The following is an 18,474-nucleotide window of genomic DNA, read 5'->3' on the forward strand; positions in this document are numbered from 1 at the left end:
AAAAATTATTTGAAATATATAAATTTTTTATAAGAAGCTGTTAGAATATAATATTGTTAAAATATGGTGCTGCCCCAAAAGTACTAGATTTTAAAAATAGTTTACCTGAAAACTCATAGACGCAGTGGTTTATTGATATCTAAATTCGCTTTATAAAAGCTTTTTAGATATCTAATAAACTTTGCGGGAGTGACTCTAAAAAATCGATTTCTTCGAAAATCACAATTTTTGAGTCACTCCCTTTTTGATTATAGAATTTTAGTTAGTTTACTAAAAGCAATCCCAGTTAAATAATACGTCTTCAAACTCTAAATTTTCTAGTTTTTCTTTATTAATAAAGAAGTTAGCAACTCCACAATCGCCCCACATAATTTGAGCACTGTTAGAGTCGCTCTCCCACTGGCTATCTACTTGAAGTAGAGTGATACCGTATGCGTTTGGTTCGTCTGGATTTCGTGGATCCCATTGAGTGAATGTCGGATAAGCTCCGATAGCGTGATTAACTCCGGTAAATGCCTTGAATAAAGTATTAAAAACCTCTCGCTCTAAGTCATCGTATAAATCTTTGACATTCTCATTCGGGAATAATTCTCTTATAGTCTGAAGTGCAAGTTCCTCAAATTGAAAATCATTTGAAGTAATAGTAGACATACTTTTTTTAAATTTTAAAGCGAAAGAGGTATTTTTTTTATTAAAAGGTGAATATTCTTCGTCATTATTCTCATTTAGTAAATTATACTTATTCAAAACATCTTCGTTTGTTATATCATCTTCAATTTCTTTAATATATCTCACACAATAATCTTTTTTATTATTTAATCCGAAATCATCATTACGACTAATCCAAAATTGTATTAAACCCTCTTTAGGATATAAATCATTTTCTGGTAATTCAGTACAATTTATCTGGGCTAACAGAGCTAACTGCATGTTATTTGAATCTTTAGGTACAGCAGAATCTTTAGCGATATATGGAATTCCACCGAATTTGCTATCTGCAACACTGAGATTATCGTTTGCTTCAAGCACGATGTCGATGTATTCGTGTGTATTATTATCTCTTATTTTTTCTATAATTTTGTTAATATTTTCAAGTGTAATCATAATAAACCTCCGTTATATGATATTCGTTTAATTTTTTGTTAGGTTCTCTAATAGGAATAAAAAACCAAATAAAATTATAGTATATATAGGTGTGAACGAACTCTATAGTTTTAATAAGTTTTTTATATATAAAATTTTTCGGTGACCTTAGGGTGAAAAACTATATGTTAATATTTTTAGTTCAATTCACTGTAAATATACTGATTTCAGATGAAAATTTTTAGTGTATAACTTTTCACGGTTTCATTCTAACATAAAAATCTTGGCTTGGTCAATTACAATATAGTTTAATGGTGATGTAGGTGGATTTAATCTGGTTTAATAGGTGAAAATCTTAAATAACATATTAAAAAAATACTAAATAAGACTACTATTTCCTCGAAAAAATCAAATAAAAGACTAACTGTTTTGTCTTGGGTGAAGGGTACCTCTGAATTAGTTATTCTTAAATTTGAGGATATTTTTTAGTTTGTTGATGAATTCGAAGAGTTCGCTTTTAGTTTATTGATGAATTCGAAATCGAACTTTTTCTCGTGTTTTAGAATTTATTACATACCAGAGAAAAGTTGCTGTAATTTCTGTAGCAAAGATGGTGGAATGTGTAAATTGATACAAGTTATAGATAATTTGTGATATAATCAAAGGAATAATATTAACTAAAGGAGCATTTTATGAAAACATATAGCAGAAAAGTTGAAAAAATACTAGCGTGGATTGCGAATGTTATTATGATACTTGTAACAGGGTTATTATCACTAGGGGCGTTTTCTAGCCAATTAGCAACAGCGTTTAAACAAAAAGAATTTGAACCAGTTCTTCACAACTTATTGCAAGATCCAGCAGTAACATCGTTATTAGAAAAATCTGGGTTAGATGTTGTAGCATTACTTGTATTATTGGTGAAAATTTATACAGTAGTTGCGATTGTCGCTTTAGTATTAGCGTTAATAGCGTCATTTACTATGAAAGCGAGAATTGTCTCAGGTATTTTATTCCTACTTTCAGCGATAATAATTGGTGTGATGACAGTAGGGATACTACTTCCTGTGTACCTATTATACTTTGTTGTAGCCATCATGTTATTTGCAAGAAGAGCGCCTAAAAATTCAATCGATACAGATTTCACACAATCATCTGAAAAACCAGAAATAGACAGATTAGAGTACTTATAAGAATAAAGAAGTCTATATTTGTGAGTGTTTAATAAAAATAATAAACTATTCTATTGATTTAGAAGTTATCGAAAATTAGATATCTTCGTTCAAATATTAATAGAATAGCTTTTTATTTGTGTAGTGTTTTTAATAGCTGGCAAATAAGAAAGTCCAAAAGACGAGGATGATTTAAAAATCGTGATTTTGGAGAAATCGATTTTGTTGATTCGTTCCTTGAAAAGCTTATTAGATATATAAGAACCTTTTATAAAGTGAATTTAGATTGTGACTATGAGTTCTTATATAAACCTTTTTAAAATTTAGGATTTTTGAATCAGCTCCTTAACGTTAAAATTATCTAAATATAGAAAATAAATTTTTATAATTGAAATTTATTGATAAATTGAAAGAACAGAAATAGTCAATAAAATACTGAAGAATTCTCTTGTTTTAAAGGGATTTAAAATAGATAAATCTTTGATAAACAACTGAATTTGTTGTATAATTATTAAGATAAAGTATTTTCTGTATAGGATTGGAATATGATTGAAATAATAGTTAATTCTAGAAATAAGAAAAGTCTTATTGAACTTGATAAAATAGAACGAGTTTTAAAGAAAAAGAATATGCCTTATAAGGTATTAAAAACCTCTAAAAGTAAGAATGCAAGTGATTTGATGAATGAAATCTGTGGAGATGAACTAATTGTCATCGGAGGAGATGGAACTATTAACGAAGTGATAAATAATTATCATGGTAGGGATATTATCTATCTTGCGCATGGTTCAGGTAATGATCTTGCTAGGTCTATAAAATTCAAGAAAGATGTAGAAATAAGTCGATTATTAGACTCAAAAAGATTCATTGAATATGATGTAGGCGTTGTTAACAATAGGATGTTTTGTTCGGGATTTGATGTAGGTTTTAATGCTGACATAATAAAAAGAGCGAATAACTCAAAATTAAAGAAATATTTAGGAAAGTATATCTATCTTCTTCAAGGAGTAATAGGTATTTTCATGCTGAAAAAGTATAAGGCGAAAATATCGTGTGATGACAGGGAAATAAATACTGATAAGTTGTACTTGCTTAATGTGATGATTCAGCCATATGAAGGCGGTGGAATAAAGTTTGCTCCTAATGCGACAGGTCAGGATGGTAATCTTCACATAATGGTAATGGAAAATATACTTTTGACAACTTTCGTATATAACTATTTATGTTTGTTTTTTAAAAAACATAGTAAACTGAAGAATGTTACACATATAACGACTAATAGATTAACTATAAAAACAAATCAGAAGTACTTTCAGATTGATGGAGAATTAATAAACAACAATCGAAGCTTAAACCTTAGTTGTATTAGCAAATTTTATAAATTAAAGAGGATGGAGAAAAATGAGAAGAAATTCAAGTAGTAGAAATAGAAGACACGAGGAGGGTATAGGAATTTTTGAGATAGTTAATGGAATACTAGCTGTTTTACTAACTATACTCGGAGGGCTAGTAAGTTGGACAATGTTAAAATACGACTTTTTAAATTTTAGAGGAGTCAACTATGCAATAATCGGATTAATAATCCTAGCGATAGTGCTGTCAATATTCTTAATAATCAAGAAAAAAGCGAAAGTATTTAATGTAATAATGTTGATTGTTATGAATATTGTTTTAATATTTTCTTACATGCAATTTAGAACAGCGATTGGATTATTTGACAATCTAAACAACAATGCGGCAGTAAGTGAGTACACTATGAACGTTGTCGTCCTAAAAAATGACAAAGCTGAAAAACTAGCCGACTTAAAAGACGCTACGGTATCAGCTCCAGTATCAGCGGATGGTGAAAACATCAACAAGCTGATGAAAGAGATTCGAGACAAAGAAAAACAAAGTTTAAATCTTACGGAATCTAAAAACTATATTTCAGCTTATGAAGAACTAACAGCAGGAACAACTAGAGCAATGGTGTTAAACAGCTCGTTTGAAGACTTAATCACAAGTCAACACCAAGATTTTAAAGATAAAACAAAAGTAATATACTCATACAAAATAACAAAAGCTGTAAATGCTAAAGCAAAACAAAATGCAGGAGATACATTCAATATTTATGTAAGTGGTATTGATACATATGGACCAGTATCAAGCGTGAGCCGTTCAGATGTTAATATTATTATGACTGTAAACAAAAAAACTGGAAAAATTTTATTAACTACAACACCACGTGACTCATATGTAAAAATCGCAGACGGTGGTAACAACCAATACGATAAACTTACACACGCAGGCCTATACGGAGTTGAATCATCAATTCATACATTAGAGAATGTCTATGGTATTAAAATTGATTACTATGCAAGGCTAAACTTCACATCATTCCTAAAACTGATTGATACTGTTGGTGGAGTAGATGTGTATAATGATCAAGCATTTATATCACATGGTGGAGATAAATCTTTCCAACCAGGATTATTACATATGGATTCTAAAACAGCACTTATATTTGTTCGCGAAAGATATGGTCTAGCTAGTGGTGACCACGACCGTGGTAAAAACCAAGAAAAAGTCATTACAGCGATAATTAAAAAACTTACTTCGAAAGAAGGATTAGCGAATTATCAAAGTGTAATTAAAGAACTAAGTGCGTCAATTCAGACAAATATGCCGATAGAAACAGCTATGGGACTTGCGAATGAACAACTTAGCGCAGGTAAAGATTACAACGTAACTTCTCAAGCTTTGACTGGTACTGGAAGTATGGGCTTACCATCATACGCGATGCCAGGAGCTCAATTATACATGATGCAAATCGATGATAAGAGTCTAGCAGAAGTTACAGCGAATATTAAAGATGTATTGGAAGGAAAGTAGATGAGAGACGGAATTAGAATGATAGACATACATTCCCATGTAGTCTTCGGAGTAGATGACGGTGCAAAAACTGAAAAGGATACTCGTGATTTACTAGAAGAAAGCTATAGACAAGGTGTTAGAACGATTATCGCAACCCCTCACAGAAGACGTGGAATGTTTGAAACGGATATAGAAATAATAAGAGAAAATTTCAAGAGAGTGGAAGAAATCGCGGGAGAGATAGCTAGCGACCTAAGAGTTTACTTAGGTAGCGAAGTTTACTACAAAGAAGGGGAAGTCGCTAAGATTGAAAGTGGAGAATACCCAAGATTAGCGGAAACGGATTATGTACTCGTAGAATTTCCTTATGAAATGCGCTATAAGGAAATCCACAGAGCGATAAATAAAGTTATATTACTAGGATTAACACCAGTAGTAGCACACGTTGAAAGATATAACGATGTAGATGAAAAAGGTGTGCAAGAGTTAATTAACATGGGTGCTTATATCCAAGTAAACGCGGCAAGTGTTCTTAAAGCAAAACTTATCGGTGATAAACATAAACATTACAAAAAACGAGCTAAGAAATATTTGGATGAGGAACTAGTTCATTTTATCGCAAGTGATATGCACAATATGGATTCTCGAAGAACATTCATGAAAGAAGCATATGATATTATTGAGAAAAAATATGGACCAACAATAGCTTACGAATTATTCGAAAAAAACCAAGAAAAACTATTAATGAATAAAATAATATAAAGAGAGGAAAAACAAAAGAATGGATAATCAAGAAAAAGATTTAATACAGTTAGATATTATGCTACTGTTAAGAAGAATTTGGGAGAAGAAGATATTAATAGCATTAGTGACATTACTATTCACAGCAGTTTCACTTGCAGTTAGTATTTTCTTAGTAACTCCGAAATACTCATCTACTACGAAAGTATACGTAGTTAACCAAAAAAAAGGGGACAAAGCAATCACTACACAAGATGTTCAGCTAGGATCATTATTAGTAAAAGACTACAAAGAGATTATTCTTTCTAACAAGGTAATGGAAGATGCGGCAGAGAAAAGTGAGACAGGAATCACAGCTAAACAATTAGTAGGGAAAGTTAGTGTTGAAGCGCCGAAAGATACACGTATTATTTCAATTACCGTTCAAGACAAAAATCCACAAGTAGCGAGTGACTTAGCAAATACAGTAAAAGAAGTATCAGCAGATCAAATCAAAGAAATAACAAAAATCGAAGATGTAACGACGTTAGAAGAAGCGAAAGCTGCCACTTCACCAAGTTCTCCTAATATCCCTAGAAATGCGATTTTAGCGACAGCATTAGGGTTTATCCTGGCTGTAGCGGGTGTAGTACTATTTGAACTATTAGATGATAGAGTTAAGAGAGCAGAAGATATTGAAGAAACAATGGGATTAGTACTTTTAGGTGTAGTTCCAGATACAAAAACAGGAAAGAAATAAGGTGAAAATATATGGCACAAATTAATTTACTAACAAATCAAAAAATAGTTGATCCTAAAAATGAAGAGTACTATAACGCCTTACGTACGAATATCCAATTTTTAGGAAAAGATAAAAAAGTAATCGCAATTACATCGACTTCTGAAAATGAAGGGAAAAGTACAGTATCGACCAACCTAGCTATCTCACTAGCGAAACTAGGATTAAAAACTATTCTTGTAGATACCGATACACGTAAGTCAGTTATGGCAGGTCGGTTCAAATTTAAACATAAAATTAGTGGGTTAACTAACTACCTATCTGGAGTATCTCCAATAGAGGATGTTATTTATGAAACAGATGTGGAGCATCTTAATGTTATCCCAGCAGGTCAAGTACCACCTAATCCAACAGGATTACTACAAAACAAAAACTTCAATATTATGATTGAAGTCTTTAGAGAGTATTATGATTACGTTATTATCGATACACCGCCTATCGGACAGGTAATTGATGCAGCTATCGTAGCGCCTAAAACTGATGGGATAGTAATGGTAGTAGAAGCGAACTGTGTTAAGAAAAAATCTTTAGAGAAAGCAAAAGAACAACTGGAAAAAGGTGGAGCAGAGTTTCTAGGGGTAATCCTAAACAAAGTTAGCTCAAATGAGCTTGGTTATGGTGGTTATTATGGGCATTATGGTAGCCATGGAATAGAAGGGGTTAAGAAGTAGTAAAGGGGAAAATAAATAAAATGGAAGAGAACTCAGTTAATAGTCAGTTCGAGGGAGCAAGAAGTAAAACCAGTTATTTATTTTTCAAGAGATTATTTGACATATCTATAGCATTAGTGGGGATGATAGTGTTAGTGATAGTTACTGTCATCCTAGTTATCTTTTATAGTTTTGGTAAAAATAAAGGGAAAATATTTTTTTCTCAGGAAAGAATAGGCTTAAATGGAAAAAGATTTAAAATTTATAAATATAGATCAATGGTAGAAAATGCCCAAGAAATACTGAAAAAAGATGAAGAACTTTATAAAAAATATATAGAAAATAGTTATAAACTGCTTCCAGAAGAAGATCCAAGGATGACTAGATTAGGTAGATTTATAAGAAAACATAGTATTGATGAAATTCCACAATTTATTAATATCCTAAAAGGGGATATGAGTTTTATAGGACCTAGGCCTGTAATAGAAGAAGAACTTCTTCAATATGGAGAAAGAGCTTCAAAATTCTTATCTGTAAAGCCTGGTGCAACAGGATGGTGGCAAGTTAGTGGAAGAAGTGAAATAGGATATCCAGAAAGATGTGACATGGAGTTGTATTATGTGGATAATTGTTCATTTAAGTTAGATATGAAAATATTCTTCTTAGAATTAAAGAGAATAATAACAAAGGACGCTGCATACTAAAATAGATAAGTAGTTAAATAAAAAAGACTGTGTTTCGTCGCCAAACTAAAACACAGACTAATATAAGTGAATATGGATATATTAACATAAAAATTGATAAAATGGAAGAGAGAGGATTAAATTTGACTAGAAAAATTAGAATATTAATAGCAACACATAGAGAGTTTACTCCTCCTAAAGATGAGATTTATCTACCAATTCATGTTGGTGCTGAAGGTAAAGGAGAACTTGGTTACCAAAAAGATAATATTGGTGAAAACATATCGTGTTTAAATCCGTACTTTTGTGAGTTAACAGGTGTATATTGGGCATGGAAAAATTTAGACGCAGAGTATATTGGATTAGATCACTATCGTAGATATTTTAGTACTAAAAAAGTAAAATATAAAGATGGTATGGATATAAGTGAAGTAGTTTTAGATAAGAAAAGTACAGAACAATACTTAAAAGAAGCGGACATATTAGTTCCGAAATTAAGAAAATATTATATTGAAACACTTTATGATCATTATGCAAATACACTTGATGGTAGTCATCTTGATAAAACAAGAGATATTATTTCAGAGATGACACCAGAGTATATTAAGGCTTTTGATAAAGTTATGAAACAAACTAGTGGACATATGTTTAATATGTTTATTATGAAAAAAGAATTACTCGATGAATATTGTTCGTGGCTATTCCCAATTTTATTTGAACTACAAAATAGAGTAGATGTAGCTAATCTTACAGCTTTTGAAGCAAGATTATTCGGAAGAGTAAGTGAGCTTTTATTTAATGTTTGGTTAGAATATAAGAATTATCAAGTGAAAGAAGTTTCATTTTTTGATGCATTCGAAGTGAATTGGATTAAAAAAGGTGGAGCATTTTTAAAAGCGAAGTTTTTCAAAAAGAAATACAAACAAAGTTTTTAGAGGAGGAAATATGTCTGAGATAAAAATAATTCAAACTAAAATTTTAGAAATACTTAAAATTTTTATCGAAACATGCGAAGAGCATAACTTAACGTACTATGCACTTGGTGGAACTCTATTAGGCGCAGTAAGACATGGTGGATTCATTCCGTGGGATGACGATATAGATATAGGTATGCCGAGAGAAGATTATGAGAAATTTAAAAAAATAGCTAGTGATAAATTTAATGGTAGATATCTATTTTTAAGTGAAGATACTCCAGGCTATAAAAAAGCTTTTTCTGTAATAAGAGATACTTCTACAAAGATTGTTATGAATTATAGTAATATAGAGCAAGAGGAAGGTTTATGGATAGATATATTTCCGATTGATGGCCTACCAGAAAAAGGTGTGAAGAGAAAATTGCATGAGAAACAGTACCTATTTAGAAGAATGATGGTACAGCTATCTCAATTCAATTCAATAGTGAATCAAAATAAAGCCAATAGACCTTTGTATGAGACTGCGATAATTAAAATTGCAGGTATTGTAAAGATTGAAAATTTGCTGTCTTTCGAAAAAGCACAACAAAAGTATCTAGCAACTATAAAGAAGTATAGTGTGACAGAGGGATACGCAGGAAATTATACAGGGGCATATAAGCTTCGAGAATTAGTTCCAAGTGAATATTTTGGAGCTGCTAGAAAATTACAGTTTGAAACAGTGGAATTAAGTGTACCAGAAAAATATAATGAATATTTATCTGCAATCTATGGCGAAAACTATATGGAGCTACCACCGAAAGAACAAAGAGTTCCTCATCAGTATGAGATTTTGAGCTTAGGAGAATAATAGTAATGAATAAAATAAGAAAAACATTGAACTATTATAAAGACATAAAAAGTAAAAAGAATTATTTTCCAAGTAATGTGTTGAATTGGCAACTAGCTGGAAAGTTTCTTGGTCAAATTCCACGTCTTATCGGAGAGAGGAATGCAAGGAGAATTTGTGAAAAAAGACATAGCGTAACAAGAGAATTTCTAATTTCAGAATTTAGTTCATTTTTACAAAATTATGAATTTAAGTCTCATAATAAAACAAATAGCAAAATAATATGGAGCTTGTGGTTACAAGGATATGATTCGGCTCCTGAGTTAGTGAAAGCTATTTTAGATAATTCGAAAGAATATGCAGAGCAAGAAGGTTTTGAATTTATATTATTAGATGAAAAATCGATGTTTGAATATGTCGATTTTCCTCCGTATATTACTGATAAAATAAATAAGGGATTACTAACACACACTGCACTTGCTGATTTATTAAGAGTTTCACTATTGGCAAAATATGGAGGTACTTGGTTGGATTCAACTGTATTTTTATGTAAAAATTTTGATGCGTCTAACTTTATGAAGAGATTTTATACGATTAAAACAGGTGATATGAAAGATTACTCCCCTAACGTCTCTAAACATAGATGGAAAACATTTGTATTATCGGGAAATAGCGAATTATTTACTTTTACAAGAGATTTTTTCTTTGAATACTATAAGAAATTTGATTTGCAAATTGATTACCTATTAATTGATTATATATTTGATTTAGGATTTGAATATAGTGAAATAATAAGAAATCAGATGCTGGAATTAGAAAAATCAAATCCTAATTTATTTTGGTTAGAAAATCATTTAGGAGATGAGTTTGATCAAAAAGTGTGGAGTAATATTACAGAAACTACGAAAGTATTCAAAACAACGTATAAATTATCTGAAGAAATTAAACCAAATAAGAATAATTTTTATTCCAAATTAATAGATAGAAAGTTATAGGATGAGAACAATGAAGAAAAAGATATGTTTTGTGAAATGGATTGTAAATGAAGCCGATGGGGGATTAAAGGTTGCGGTCAATTTGGCAAATGAGTTACAAGAAAAATATGAGGTCCATCTTGTTTCAGTTTTTTCTACAGAAGACGTATTTTTTGAATTGAATAGCAATGTGTACTATCAGTCATTGTCAAAAGAAAAATTATCTATGTCAAGAGATTTTATGAAGGCTGTAAAGTTACTGAGATCGTATATTGTTGAGAATGATATAAGTATTCTATTTGGGATTGGCATTACAATGAATGCTGTGGGAGTAGCAGGTACATTGGGATTAAAAACAAAGTTTGTTTCCTGTGATCATACAAATTCTATATCAGATAATAGAACTTTGGTACAGAAAATACAAAGATATATAGGTGCATTTAGTTCAAGTAAAATAATAACTTTAACAGAAAAAGATAGATTAAATTATATTAAAAAATATAAAGTATCAAAAGATAGAATAAATTATATTTATAATTGGATAGAAGGTGTTTATAGAAGTATTGAATTATATTCAATACAATCTAAATCTATTTTAACTGTAGGTAGATTTCATTCTCAAAAAGGGTATGACTATTTATCTAAAGTAGCTATCAATGTATTATCAAAATTTCCTGATTGGAAATGGTATATATATGGTTTAGGCGATGATAAAATCAAAGAGCAGATAGCTGTAGAGTTAAAAATAGGTGGAGTTTTAGAACAGGTTAATTTCATGGGGAATGTAAAAGGAACAGAGAATATTTATCCAAAGCACGGAATATATGTCATGACTTCTCGATATGAAGGTCTTCCTTTAGTGCTATTAGAGGCAAAACAATACGGATTACCAATTGTTAGTTTTAATTGTCCTACAGGTCCATCGGAGATAGTAATAGATGGCGAGAATGGATATTTAATAAATGATTTTAACATTGAAGAAATGAGTAATAAAATTATTGAACTTATTAAAAATGAGAAGTTAAGAGAAAGTTTCTCAAAAAATTCTATGAAAGATACGGACAAATTTAATAAAGATAAAATCCTTAAACAATGGATTCATTTGATAGAAGAATTGACAGGAGGAGAATAAATGAAGAGAATGTTGATATGCATCTCCACTTTAGGATCGGGAGGAGCAGAAAAATCATTAGTAAATTTTATTAGTGAGTATAAGAAGAGTTACGATATATCATTATTGGTATTTAGTGAAAGAAATAATTACTATTCAAAGTTCCTACAAGAAATACCAATAGACTATGTAATTAAAAAGAATGTTCATTTATTTACACAAAAGATTGTAAATAAGTTATTTAAATATATACCTTCAAGTATTCTGTATAGAGTAGTGATGAATAATTCTATATATAGGAATCAAAAGTTTGATATAGAATTTGCATACTTGGAAGGAAGAGCAACTAAAATTATTTCAGGATCTAATAATAAGAATAGTAAGAAATATGCATATATTCACTGTGATTTTTTAAAACATTGGCATTCTAAAAATAGATTTATATCGTATAAATCAGAATATAATAGTTATAAAAGATTTAATAAAGTAATTTCTGTGTCACCGGAACAAAAAGAATCTTTCTTACGTGTATTTCCAAAATTAGATGTTGATGTTATTCCAAATTTTATTAATAAAGAAGAGATATTATTAAAAGGAGATGAAAAACTTAATAGCTATAATGATAGATATTTTTGTTCAGTAGGTAGATTAGAAAAAGTTAAGAACTTTAATCTTTTAATTGAAGCATTTCACAATTTTAGAAAAAAAAATCCGCTCTATAAATTGTATATATTGGGAGAAGGAAGTCAATATAGCTCGTTGTTGACACATATAAAGAAATTAAGAGAAGAAGACAATATACGTCTATTAGGATTTAAAAAAAATCCATACAAATATATAAAAAATAGTATAGGATTAATACAAAGTTCACATTCTGAGTCATTTAGTTATGTTCTAGCAGAAGCGAATATTTTAGGGATACCGACCTTATCTACAAAAACACAGGGTTCTAGTTATATGGGAAAATATTTTGATGTAATAGAAGTAGAACATAATGTAGATGCATTAGTTGAGGGAATGGTAAAACTACTTGATAAAAAAGTTTTCAATGCTCAATTTATAATAAACAACGAGGCAAAAAAACAATTTGATATGCTTTTTAAAGGAGTTTTAGGAAATTATGAATAATAATGAAAAGATATATAATAGTTTATTTAATGTAATATTTGGTATATGCTTTTTAGTTTATTCTCTGAAATCTATAAATATAGGATTAGATATATCAATGTTTAAGTACTTAAATTTAAGTATATTAGGATTGTCTGTTATATTGTGGTTATTTAATATTTCTTTTTTTAAGGTTTCCTCAACAAAATTAATTGTTATAATAACATTCTTAATTTACTTATTGTTATCAATATATATTCAATTTAGTTTTTTTGATATTTTCTTTTTTCTGGTATTTTATACTTTGTTGAATAATAGTAATAAAAAATTTGCTTATTTACAAGTGACAATAATGATTCTTACGTTTATAGGTACACTAATAGCAGTGAAACTTGGATTTATTGAGAATCTATTATTTTATAGAAATGGTGATGGAGTAAGACAGACACTCGGATTTAATCACCCAAATACTTTAGGTATGTTTGTTTATGCAATTACAATTAATTTACTAAATATAATGAATAAATCAAGATATAGACTATTGAAATATATTGTGTTATTAATATTTAATTTATATTTTTATTATATTAGTGATTCTAGAACTGCATCACTAATCAGCTTGGGAACAATTATTATTATTGTAGTCCTAGAGTCTGTTAATTTGGATAATAAAATTATGAATAATAAATTAATAATAGGGGGAATACTATCGTTTATCTTAGTAATTGTTGGACTTTCAACTTATTTTAGTTTTGTAGATAATTATATTGAATTAAATAAGTTGTTTACTAATAGATTATATAGTAGTTATGTGTTTATAACAGAATATGGGTTTAACTTATTAGGGGATATAATTCCAGATATTTTGAATACAGCTACGGGTGAAGTAATTATTGATAGTGGATATATTAATTTAATATTAAGAAAAGGAATTGTATTTGCAATTATTTTCTTTATGGTTATTTTTAATAGGATATGGAATAATAAATTCACCAATAAGGAAGGTATATTAATTTTAAGTGTTTTTTGTACTTTAATGTTTGAATCATATGGTTTTTCAATTTTTATGTTTCAAATTTTATTTTTTGATTATATAGGAAAAAGAAAGGAATATAGAGAATGATGAAAATTACAGTTTTCACACCCACCTATAATAGGGGATATTTACTAGATAAATTATATGAATCTTTATTAAAACAAACAAATACAGATTTTGAATGGTTAATTATTGATGATGGATCTAATGATAACACTAGTAATATCATAAACAAATTTATAGATGATGACAAAATACGAATTAGATATTTTTATCAAGAAAACTGTGGGAAGCATAGAGCGATAAATAAAGGGTTAGATATTGCAGAAGGAGAATTATTTTTTATTGTGGATTCAGATGATACTTTAATTCCTACTGCAATAGAGATAGTTTTAGAAAAGTATAAGTCAGTAGAAAATTATCCGGAGTTCGCAGGGATTAGTTTTAATAGGGGGTATTCAGAAAAGGAAATTGTTGGGAAAACATTTTCTTCAGAATTCATCGATTGTACTAATCTGGAAAGAGGAAAAAAAAATATTTTGGGAGATAAATCTGAAATATATAGAACAGAGATACTAAGAAATATAAAATTTCCGGAAATTGAAGGAGAAAATTTCATGAGTGAAATTGTTTTATGGAATGAAGTTGCTCGGCAAGGATATAAATTGAGATGGTATAATGAAATAATATATATATGTAACTATTTAGAAGATGGCTTAACTGTTAATAGGGATAGTATATATTTAAGGAACCCAATTGCTCATAAGATGATGGTTAATGAATTGCTCCAAATAGATTTTCCAATTAAATCAAAGGTCAATACTATATATAATTATTATAAGTTGTGGAGAGATAAAAAATCATTTATTGAGATTTCTAAAGATATAAATATTAATAAATTTATCTTAGTGATTTCTATTGTAATAGGTTTAGTTAAAAGTAAAATTAGAAGGAGAAAATAATTGAGTAATAAATATTTTATATACGAAGATTTTGGGAGTGATTCTACAGCGGCTACTAAGGCGCCTAATGATTTGCAAGAAATTTTTCTTAATAATCAATTTGTTGATCTTTTGAAGATAAAAAAAACAAATAATAAAGTAATAAGAGCATATTATTTACTTAAAAATTCAATTATTTCTATTCTAAAGTTAAAAAAAGGTGATATAGTAATATTTCAGTTTCCATTTGCAACAAATACAAAATTTAAAAAAATATTATTAAATATTTGTAAGATAAAAGGAGTTTATGTTATTTTCTTAATGAATGATTTAGAGTCTTTAAGGTATAATAAAGATTCAGCAAAGATAATTGATAAAGAAAAATATATTGATTTAGCTGATGTAATAATATGTCATAATAATAGTATGAAGAATTATTTAATATCTTCTGGAATAGACTATAATAAATTAGTAGAATTAGAAATTTTTGATTATCTAGTGGATTTAAACATAAATGAAAAAAAAGTTGTTAAGCCTACTGAAGTTACAATAGCAGGAAACCTGTCAGAAATTAAAAGTGGATACATATATGAGTTAATAAAAAAAATAAGAAATGTAAATATAAATTTATATGGTCCTAATTTTAATCCTAGAGAGAAATTAGGAGAAAATATTATATATAAAGGAAGTGTAAGTCCGGATAGGTTACCGTTGGAAATTAATGGTGATTTTGGATTAATATGGGATGGAGATAGTATTAGTACATGTTCTGGTGTAACTGGAAATTATTTAAGGTATAATAATCCACATAAAACTTCACTATTTTTAGTCTCTGGGATGCCGATAATTGTTTGGAAAAATTCTGCAATGAAAGAATTTGTTGAAAAAAAAGGTGTAGGACTTGTTATAGATGATCTTAATGATTTGGAAAACACAATTTTAAAAGTTTCAGAAGAACAATATAGTGCAATGAAACGAAATGTTGAAAGTATGTCATTACAACTAAGGAAAGGGTATTATACAACTACTGCTATTAATAAAGCACTAGATAAAATAAATAATGTTAGGAAATAGAAAAATATGAATATAAAACAGATACTACAAGAAAATAAGTATACAAAAAATGTATATAATAAATTGAGAGATAAAAAACATAATTATTTAGAAAATAAAAAATTTAATTATACTGGGAAATTTATAGATAGAAAAAAAAACAGCAAAGATTTATGCATAGTATTAGCAGGATATAAAGAATTCTTATATCCCGTAGTATTAGGTAGATTAGTGAAGTTCGCTCCAAAAAATATGGATATTTGTATAATCTCATCTGGTGTTTGGTCAGAAACTTTAAATAAGATTTGTGAAGAAAATTCATGGTCTTATTTAAGTACTAAAGAAAATAATGTTTCGTTAGTGCAAAATATTGCTATAAAGTATCATTCAAAAGCTAAGTATATTTTTAAAATAGATGAGGATATTTTCTTAACTGCATATTACTTTGAAAATTTAAAGAATGCATATAAATTAGCCCAAAAAGGAGATTTTGAACCAGGTGTGATTGCTCCGTTAATTCCAGTAAATGGGTACGGGCATAAACGAATCTTGAGTAAGTTGGCTTTAGAAGATGTTTATTTTGAAAAATTCGGAGAAATTTCAAAACATATGGCTGGACACAATAGATTTATTGAAAGTAATCCAGAGGTGGCTAAATTCTTCTGGGGAGAAGGAAATTATGTTCCATCAATTGATGAATTAAATGACAAATTCTCAAGAGAGAGTAAAAAGGTACAGCCATGCCCCATTCGCTTTAGTATAGGAGCGATTATGTTCGAACGTAGCTTATGGATAGATATGGGTTATTTTAATGTTGATTTGAATGATAGTGGATTGGGGGAAGATGAAGTTCAAATTTGTTCTTATTGTAATCTTCATTCTAAACCCCTGATGGTTAGTGAAAATATTTTAGTTGGTCACTTATCTTTTGGCCCACAGAATAAAGAAATGAACAAATTTTTCAATGAAAATAAAGATAAATTTATTGTGAAGTAGGACATAGTTATGGATAAGTATAAAGTAAAATCAATAAAATATAATTTTATTATGAATTTTATTTTAACAGTATCAAATTTTCTTTTTCCTCTCCTTACATTTCCCTATGTTTCAAGGGTTTTACAAGTAGAAGCAAATGGTAAAGTTGCATTTGTTTCATCGATTGTTTCGTACTTTATGATGATAGGTTCTTTAGGGATACCTACTTATGGAATCAGAGCAGCATCAAGAGTAAGAGATGATAAAAAGAAATTATCAATAGTTGTACAAGAATTATTGATAATTAATTTGTGCTTGGTGGCTATTGTATTGAGTTGTTATTTTGTAGCAATATTGAATGTTAAAACATTTTATGAATATAGAGAGTTATTTTATATTAATGCGGTAGGTGTATTGTTGAATGTATTAGGAATGAATTGGTTCTTTCAGGCAACGGAACAATATGACTATATAACAACTAGATCAATAGCATTCAGAATTATCTCTATAATTTTATTATTCACATTAATTCATAATCCTTCAGATTATGTTTTATATACGGCTATATTAGTTTTCTCAGGAGTGGGCTCTAATATATTGAATCTGAAGAGAGTTTTTAAATTTGTTAGTTTTAAAAAAATAGGTAAATACAAACTTTCGCGTCATTTTAGACCGATTTTAGTAATGTTTGCTCAAACTCTTGTCGTTTCAATATACACTAATCTAGATACAGTAATGTTAGGTTTTATTAAAGGTAATTTTGAGGTTGGTTTATACAATGCTTCAATAAAAGTAAAAGGATTATTATTAAGTGTTGTAACATCACTAGGAAATGTTTTATTACCAAGGATGTCATATTATGTTAAAAATAATATGAAAGATAAATTTTTAATTATGATGACTAAAGCGATTAATTTCACTTTTTTAATGGCACTGCCACTTTCTATATTTTTTGTACTATGTGCCAAAGAGAGTATTTTATTACTTGCAGGACCGGAGTATCTTGGAGCGGTTTTAGGAATGCAATTTTTAGTTATAGCAGTTATACCTAACGCTTTGACTGGTGTTTTAGGAATGCAAGTCCTAATTCCATTAGAAAAAGAGAATTTTGTTCTATACTCAGTTATTGTAGGTGCAATACTTGACTTTGTTTTGAATATTATATTTATACCGCTATATGGAGTAAGTGGAGCATCATTTTCAACAATGGTTGCAGAATTTGTTGTGTTAAGTGTACAAATATATTATACAAGAACCTATTTGTTACAAATTAGAAATAATATTTTATCAATAAGATACATTAGTGCAACAATAATAGCCAGTATATTAATTCTACTTTTAAATAATATTGAAATTTCAAATTTTTTATTGTTTATGATAAAAGGAATAACATTTTTTGGTAGTTATTTACTTATATTATTTGTGAAAAAAGAAGAATTAATTTTAGAAAATTTTAACTTTATTATAAAAAAATATAGGAAAAAGTGATATGAAATAATAAAGCATATAAAGAGTTAGGATGCAGTTATGTAAGATTATTTTAACATTTATTAGAGATTTGAACTTTAAAA

Annotated in this window: 18 protein-coding genes; 17 read left to right on the forward strand and 1 reads right to left on the reverse strand. The window is 28.7% G+C overall.

Translation table 11 applies throughout. The features are described from left to right. Nucleotides 1-270: 270 nt before the first annotated feature. A complete protein-coding gene (locus JX287_RS05775; protein ID WP_204643492.1) occupies nt 271-1,104 on the reverse strand; it encodes a YwqG family protein in 834 nt (277 codons plus the stop codon). A gap of 671 nt (nt 1,105-1,775) precedes the next feature. On the opposite strand from JX287_RS05775, the gene JX287_RS05780 reads away from it, so the two are divergent. The 17 genes from JX287_RS05780 to JX287_RS05860 all read left to right on the forward strand — a co-directional run bounded on the left by JX287_RS05780 (nt 1,776) and on the right by JX287_RS05860 (nt 18,391). After that, nucleotides 1,776-2,276: a DUF4064 domain-containing protein gene (locus tag JX287_RS05780; protein ID WP_204643494.1), complete on the forward strand. Its 501-nt coding sequence runs from the start codon at nt 1,776-1,778 to the stop codon at nt 2,274-2,276. A 524-nt stretch (nt 2,277-2,800) separates the two neighbouring features. After that, nucleotides 2,801-3,676, forward strand: a complete 876-nt coding sequence (locus tag JX287_RS05785; RefSeq protein ID WP_204643496.1) for a diacylglycerol/lipid kinase family protein — start codon at nt 2,801-2,803, stop codon at nt 3,674-3,676. After that, entirely contained in the window at nt 3,657-5,126 is a 1,470-nt protein-coding gene (locus JX287_RS05790; RefSeq protein WP_204643498.1) for an LCP family protein, read from the forward strand. The genes JX287_RS05785 and JX287_RS05790 overlap by 20 nt, the downstream gene beginning before the upstream one ends. Then, nucleotides 5,127-5,870 (forward strand): CpsB/CapC family capsule biosynthesis tyrosine phosphatase, encoded by a 744-nt coding sequence (locus JX287_RS05795; RefSeq protein ID WP_239650344.1) that lies wholly within the window; start codon nt 5,127-5,129, stop codon nt 5,868-5,870. A gap of 19 nt (nt 5,871-5,889) precedes the next feature. Then, complete coding sequence (locus JX287_RS05800) at nt 5,890-6,588, forward strand: Wzz/FepE/Etk N-terminal domain-containing protein (protein ID WP_204643500.1); 699 nt, start codon at nt 5,890-5,892, stop codon at nt 6,586-6,588. Nucleotides 6,589-6,599: 11 nt separating this feature from the next. After that, a complete protein-coding gene (locus JX287_RS05805) occupies nt 6,600-7,298 on the forward strand; it encodes a polysaccharide biosynthesis tyrosine autokinase (RefSeq protein WP_204643510.1) in 699 nt (232 codons plus the stop codon). Between the two features lie 20 nt (nt 7,299-7,318). After that, entirely contained in the window at nt 7,319-7,981 is a 663-nt protein-coding gene (locus JX287_RS05810) for a sugar transferase (protein ID WP_204643512.1), read from the forward strand. 29 nt (nt 7,982-8,010) lie between these two features. Beyond that, entirely contained in the window at nt 8,011-8,895 is an 885-nt protein-coding gene (locus tag JX287_RS05815; protein ID WP_204643514.1) for a DUF4422 domain-containing protein, read from the forward strand. 10 nt (nt 8,896-8,905) lie between these two features. Continuing rightward, nucleotides 8,906-9,727: a LicD family protein gene (locus JX287_RS05820; RefSeq protein WP_204643516.1), complete on the forward strand. Its 822-nt coding sequence runs from the start codon at nt 8,906-8,908 to the stop codon at nt 9,725-9,727. Between the two features lie 5 nt (nt 9,728-9,732). Beyond that, nucleotides 9,733-10,701 carry a capsular polysaccharide synthesis protein gene (locus JX287_RS05825; RefSeq protein ID WP_204643518.1) on the forward strand — a complete coding sequence of 323 codons (969 nt, stop codon included), beginning with the start codon at nt 9,733-9,735 and terminating at the stop codon, nt 10,699-10,701. Between the two features lie 10 nt (nt 10,702-10,711). Next, a complete protein-coding gene (locus JX287_RS05830; protein WP_204643519.1) occupies nt 10,712-11,812 on the forward strand; it encodes a glycosyltransferase family 4 protein in 1,101 nt (366 codons plus the stop codon). Further along, entirely contained in the window at nt 11,813-12,919 is a 1,107-nt protein-coding gene (locus tag JX287_RS05835; protein ID WP_204643522.1) for a glycosyltransferase, read from the forward strand. Then, nucleotides 12,912-14,021 carry a hypothetical protein gene (locus JX287_RS05840; RefSeq protein WP_204643524.1) on the forward strand — a complete coding sequence of 370 codons (1,110 nt, stop codon included), beginning with the start codon at nt 12,912-12,914 and terminating at the stop codon, nt 14,019-14,021. The genes JX287_RS05835 and JX287_RS05840 overlap by 8 nt, the downstream gene beginning before the upstream one ends. Continuing rightward, nucleotides 14,018-14,896, forward strand: a complete 879-nt coding sequence (locus tag JX287_RS05845) for a glycosyltransferase family 2 protein (protein ID WP_204643526.1) — start codon at nt 14,018-14,020, stop codon at nt 14,894-14,896. Before JX287_RS05840 ends, JX287_RS05845 begins: the two co-directional genes overlap by 4 nt. Continuing rightward, nucleotides 14,897-15,949: a glycosyltransferase gene (locus tag JX287_RS05850; RefSeq protein WP_204643528.1), complete on the forward strand. Its 1,053-nt coding sequence runs from the start codon at nt 14,897-14,899 to the stop codon at nt 15,947-15,949. Between the two features lie 6 nt (nt 15,950-15,955). After that, entirely contained in the window at nt 15,956-16,924 is a 969-nt protein-coding gene (locus JX287_RS05855) for a hypothetical protein (protein ID WP_204643530.1), read from the forward strand. 9 nt (nt 16,925-16,933) lie between these two features. Then, nucleotides 16,934-18,391, forward strand: a complete 1,458-nt coding sequence (locus JX287_RS05860; RefSeq protein ID WP_204643532.1) for a flippase — start codon at nt 16,934-16,936, stop codon at nt 18,389-18,391. Nucleotides 18,392-18,474 lie beyond the last annotated feature (83 nt).

The sequence above is a fragment of the Gemella haemolysans genome, assembly GCF_901873445.1.
GTDB classification, from domain to species: Bacteria; Bacillota; Bacilli; order Staphylococcales; family Gemellaceae; genus Gemella; species Gemella haemolysans_C.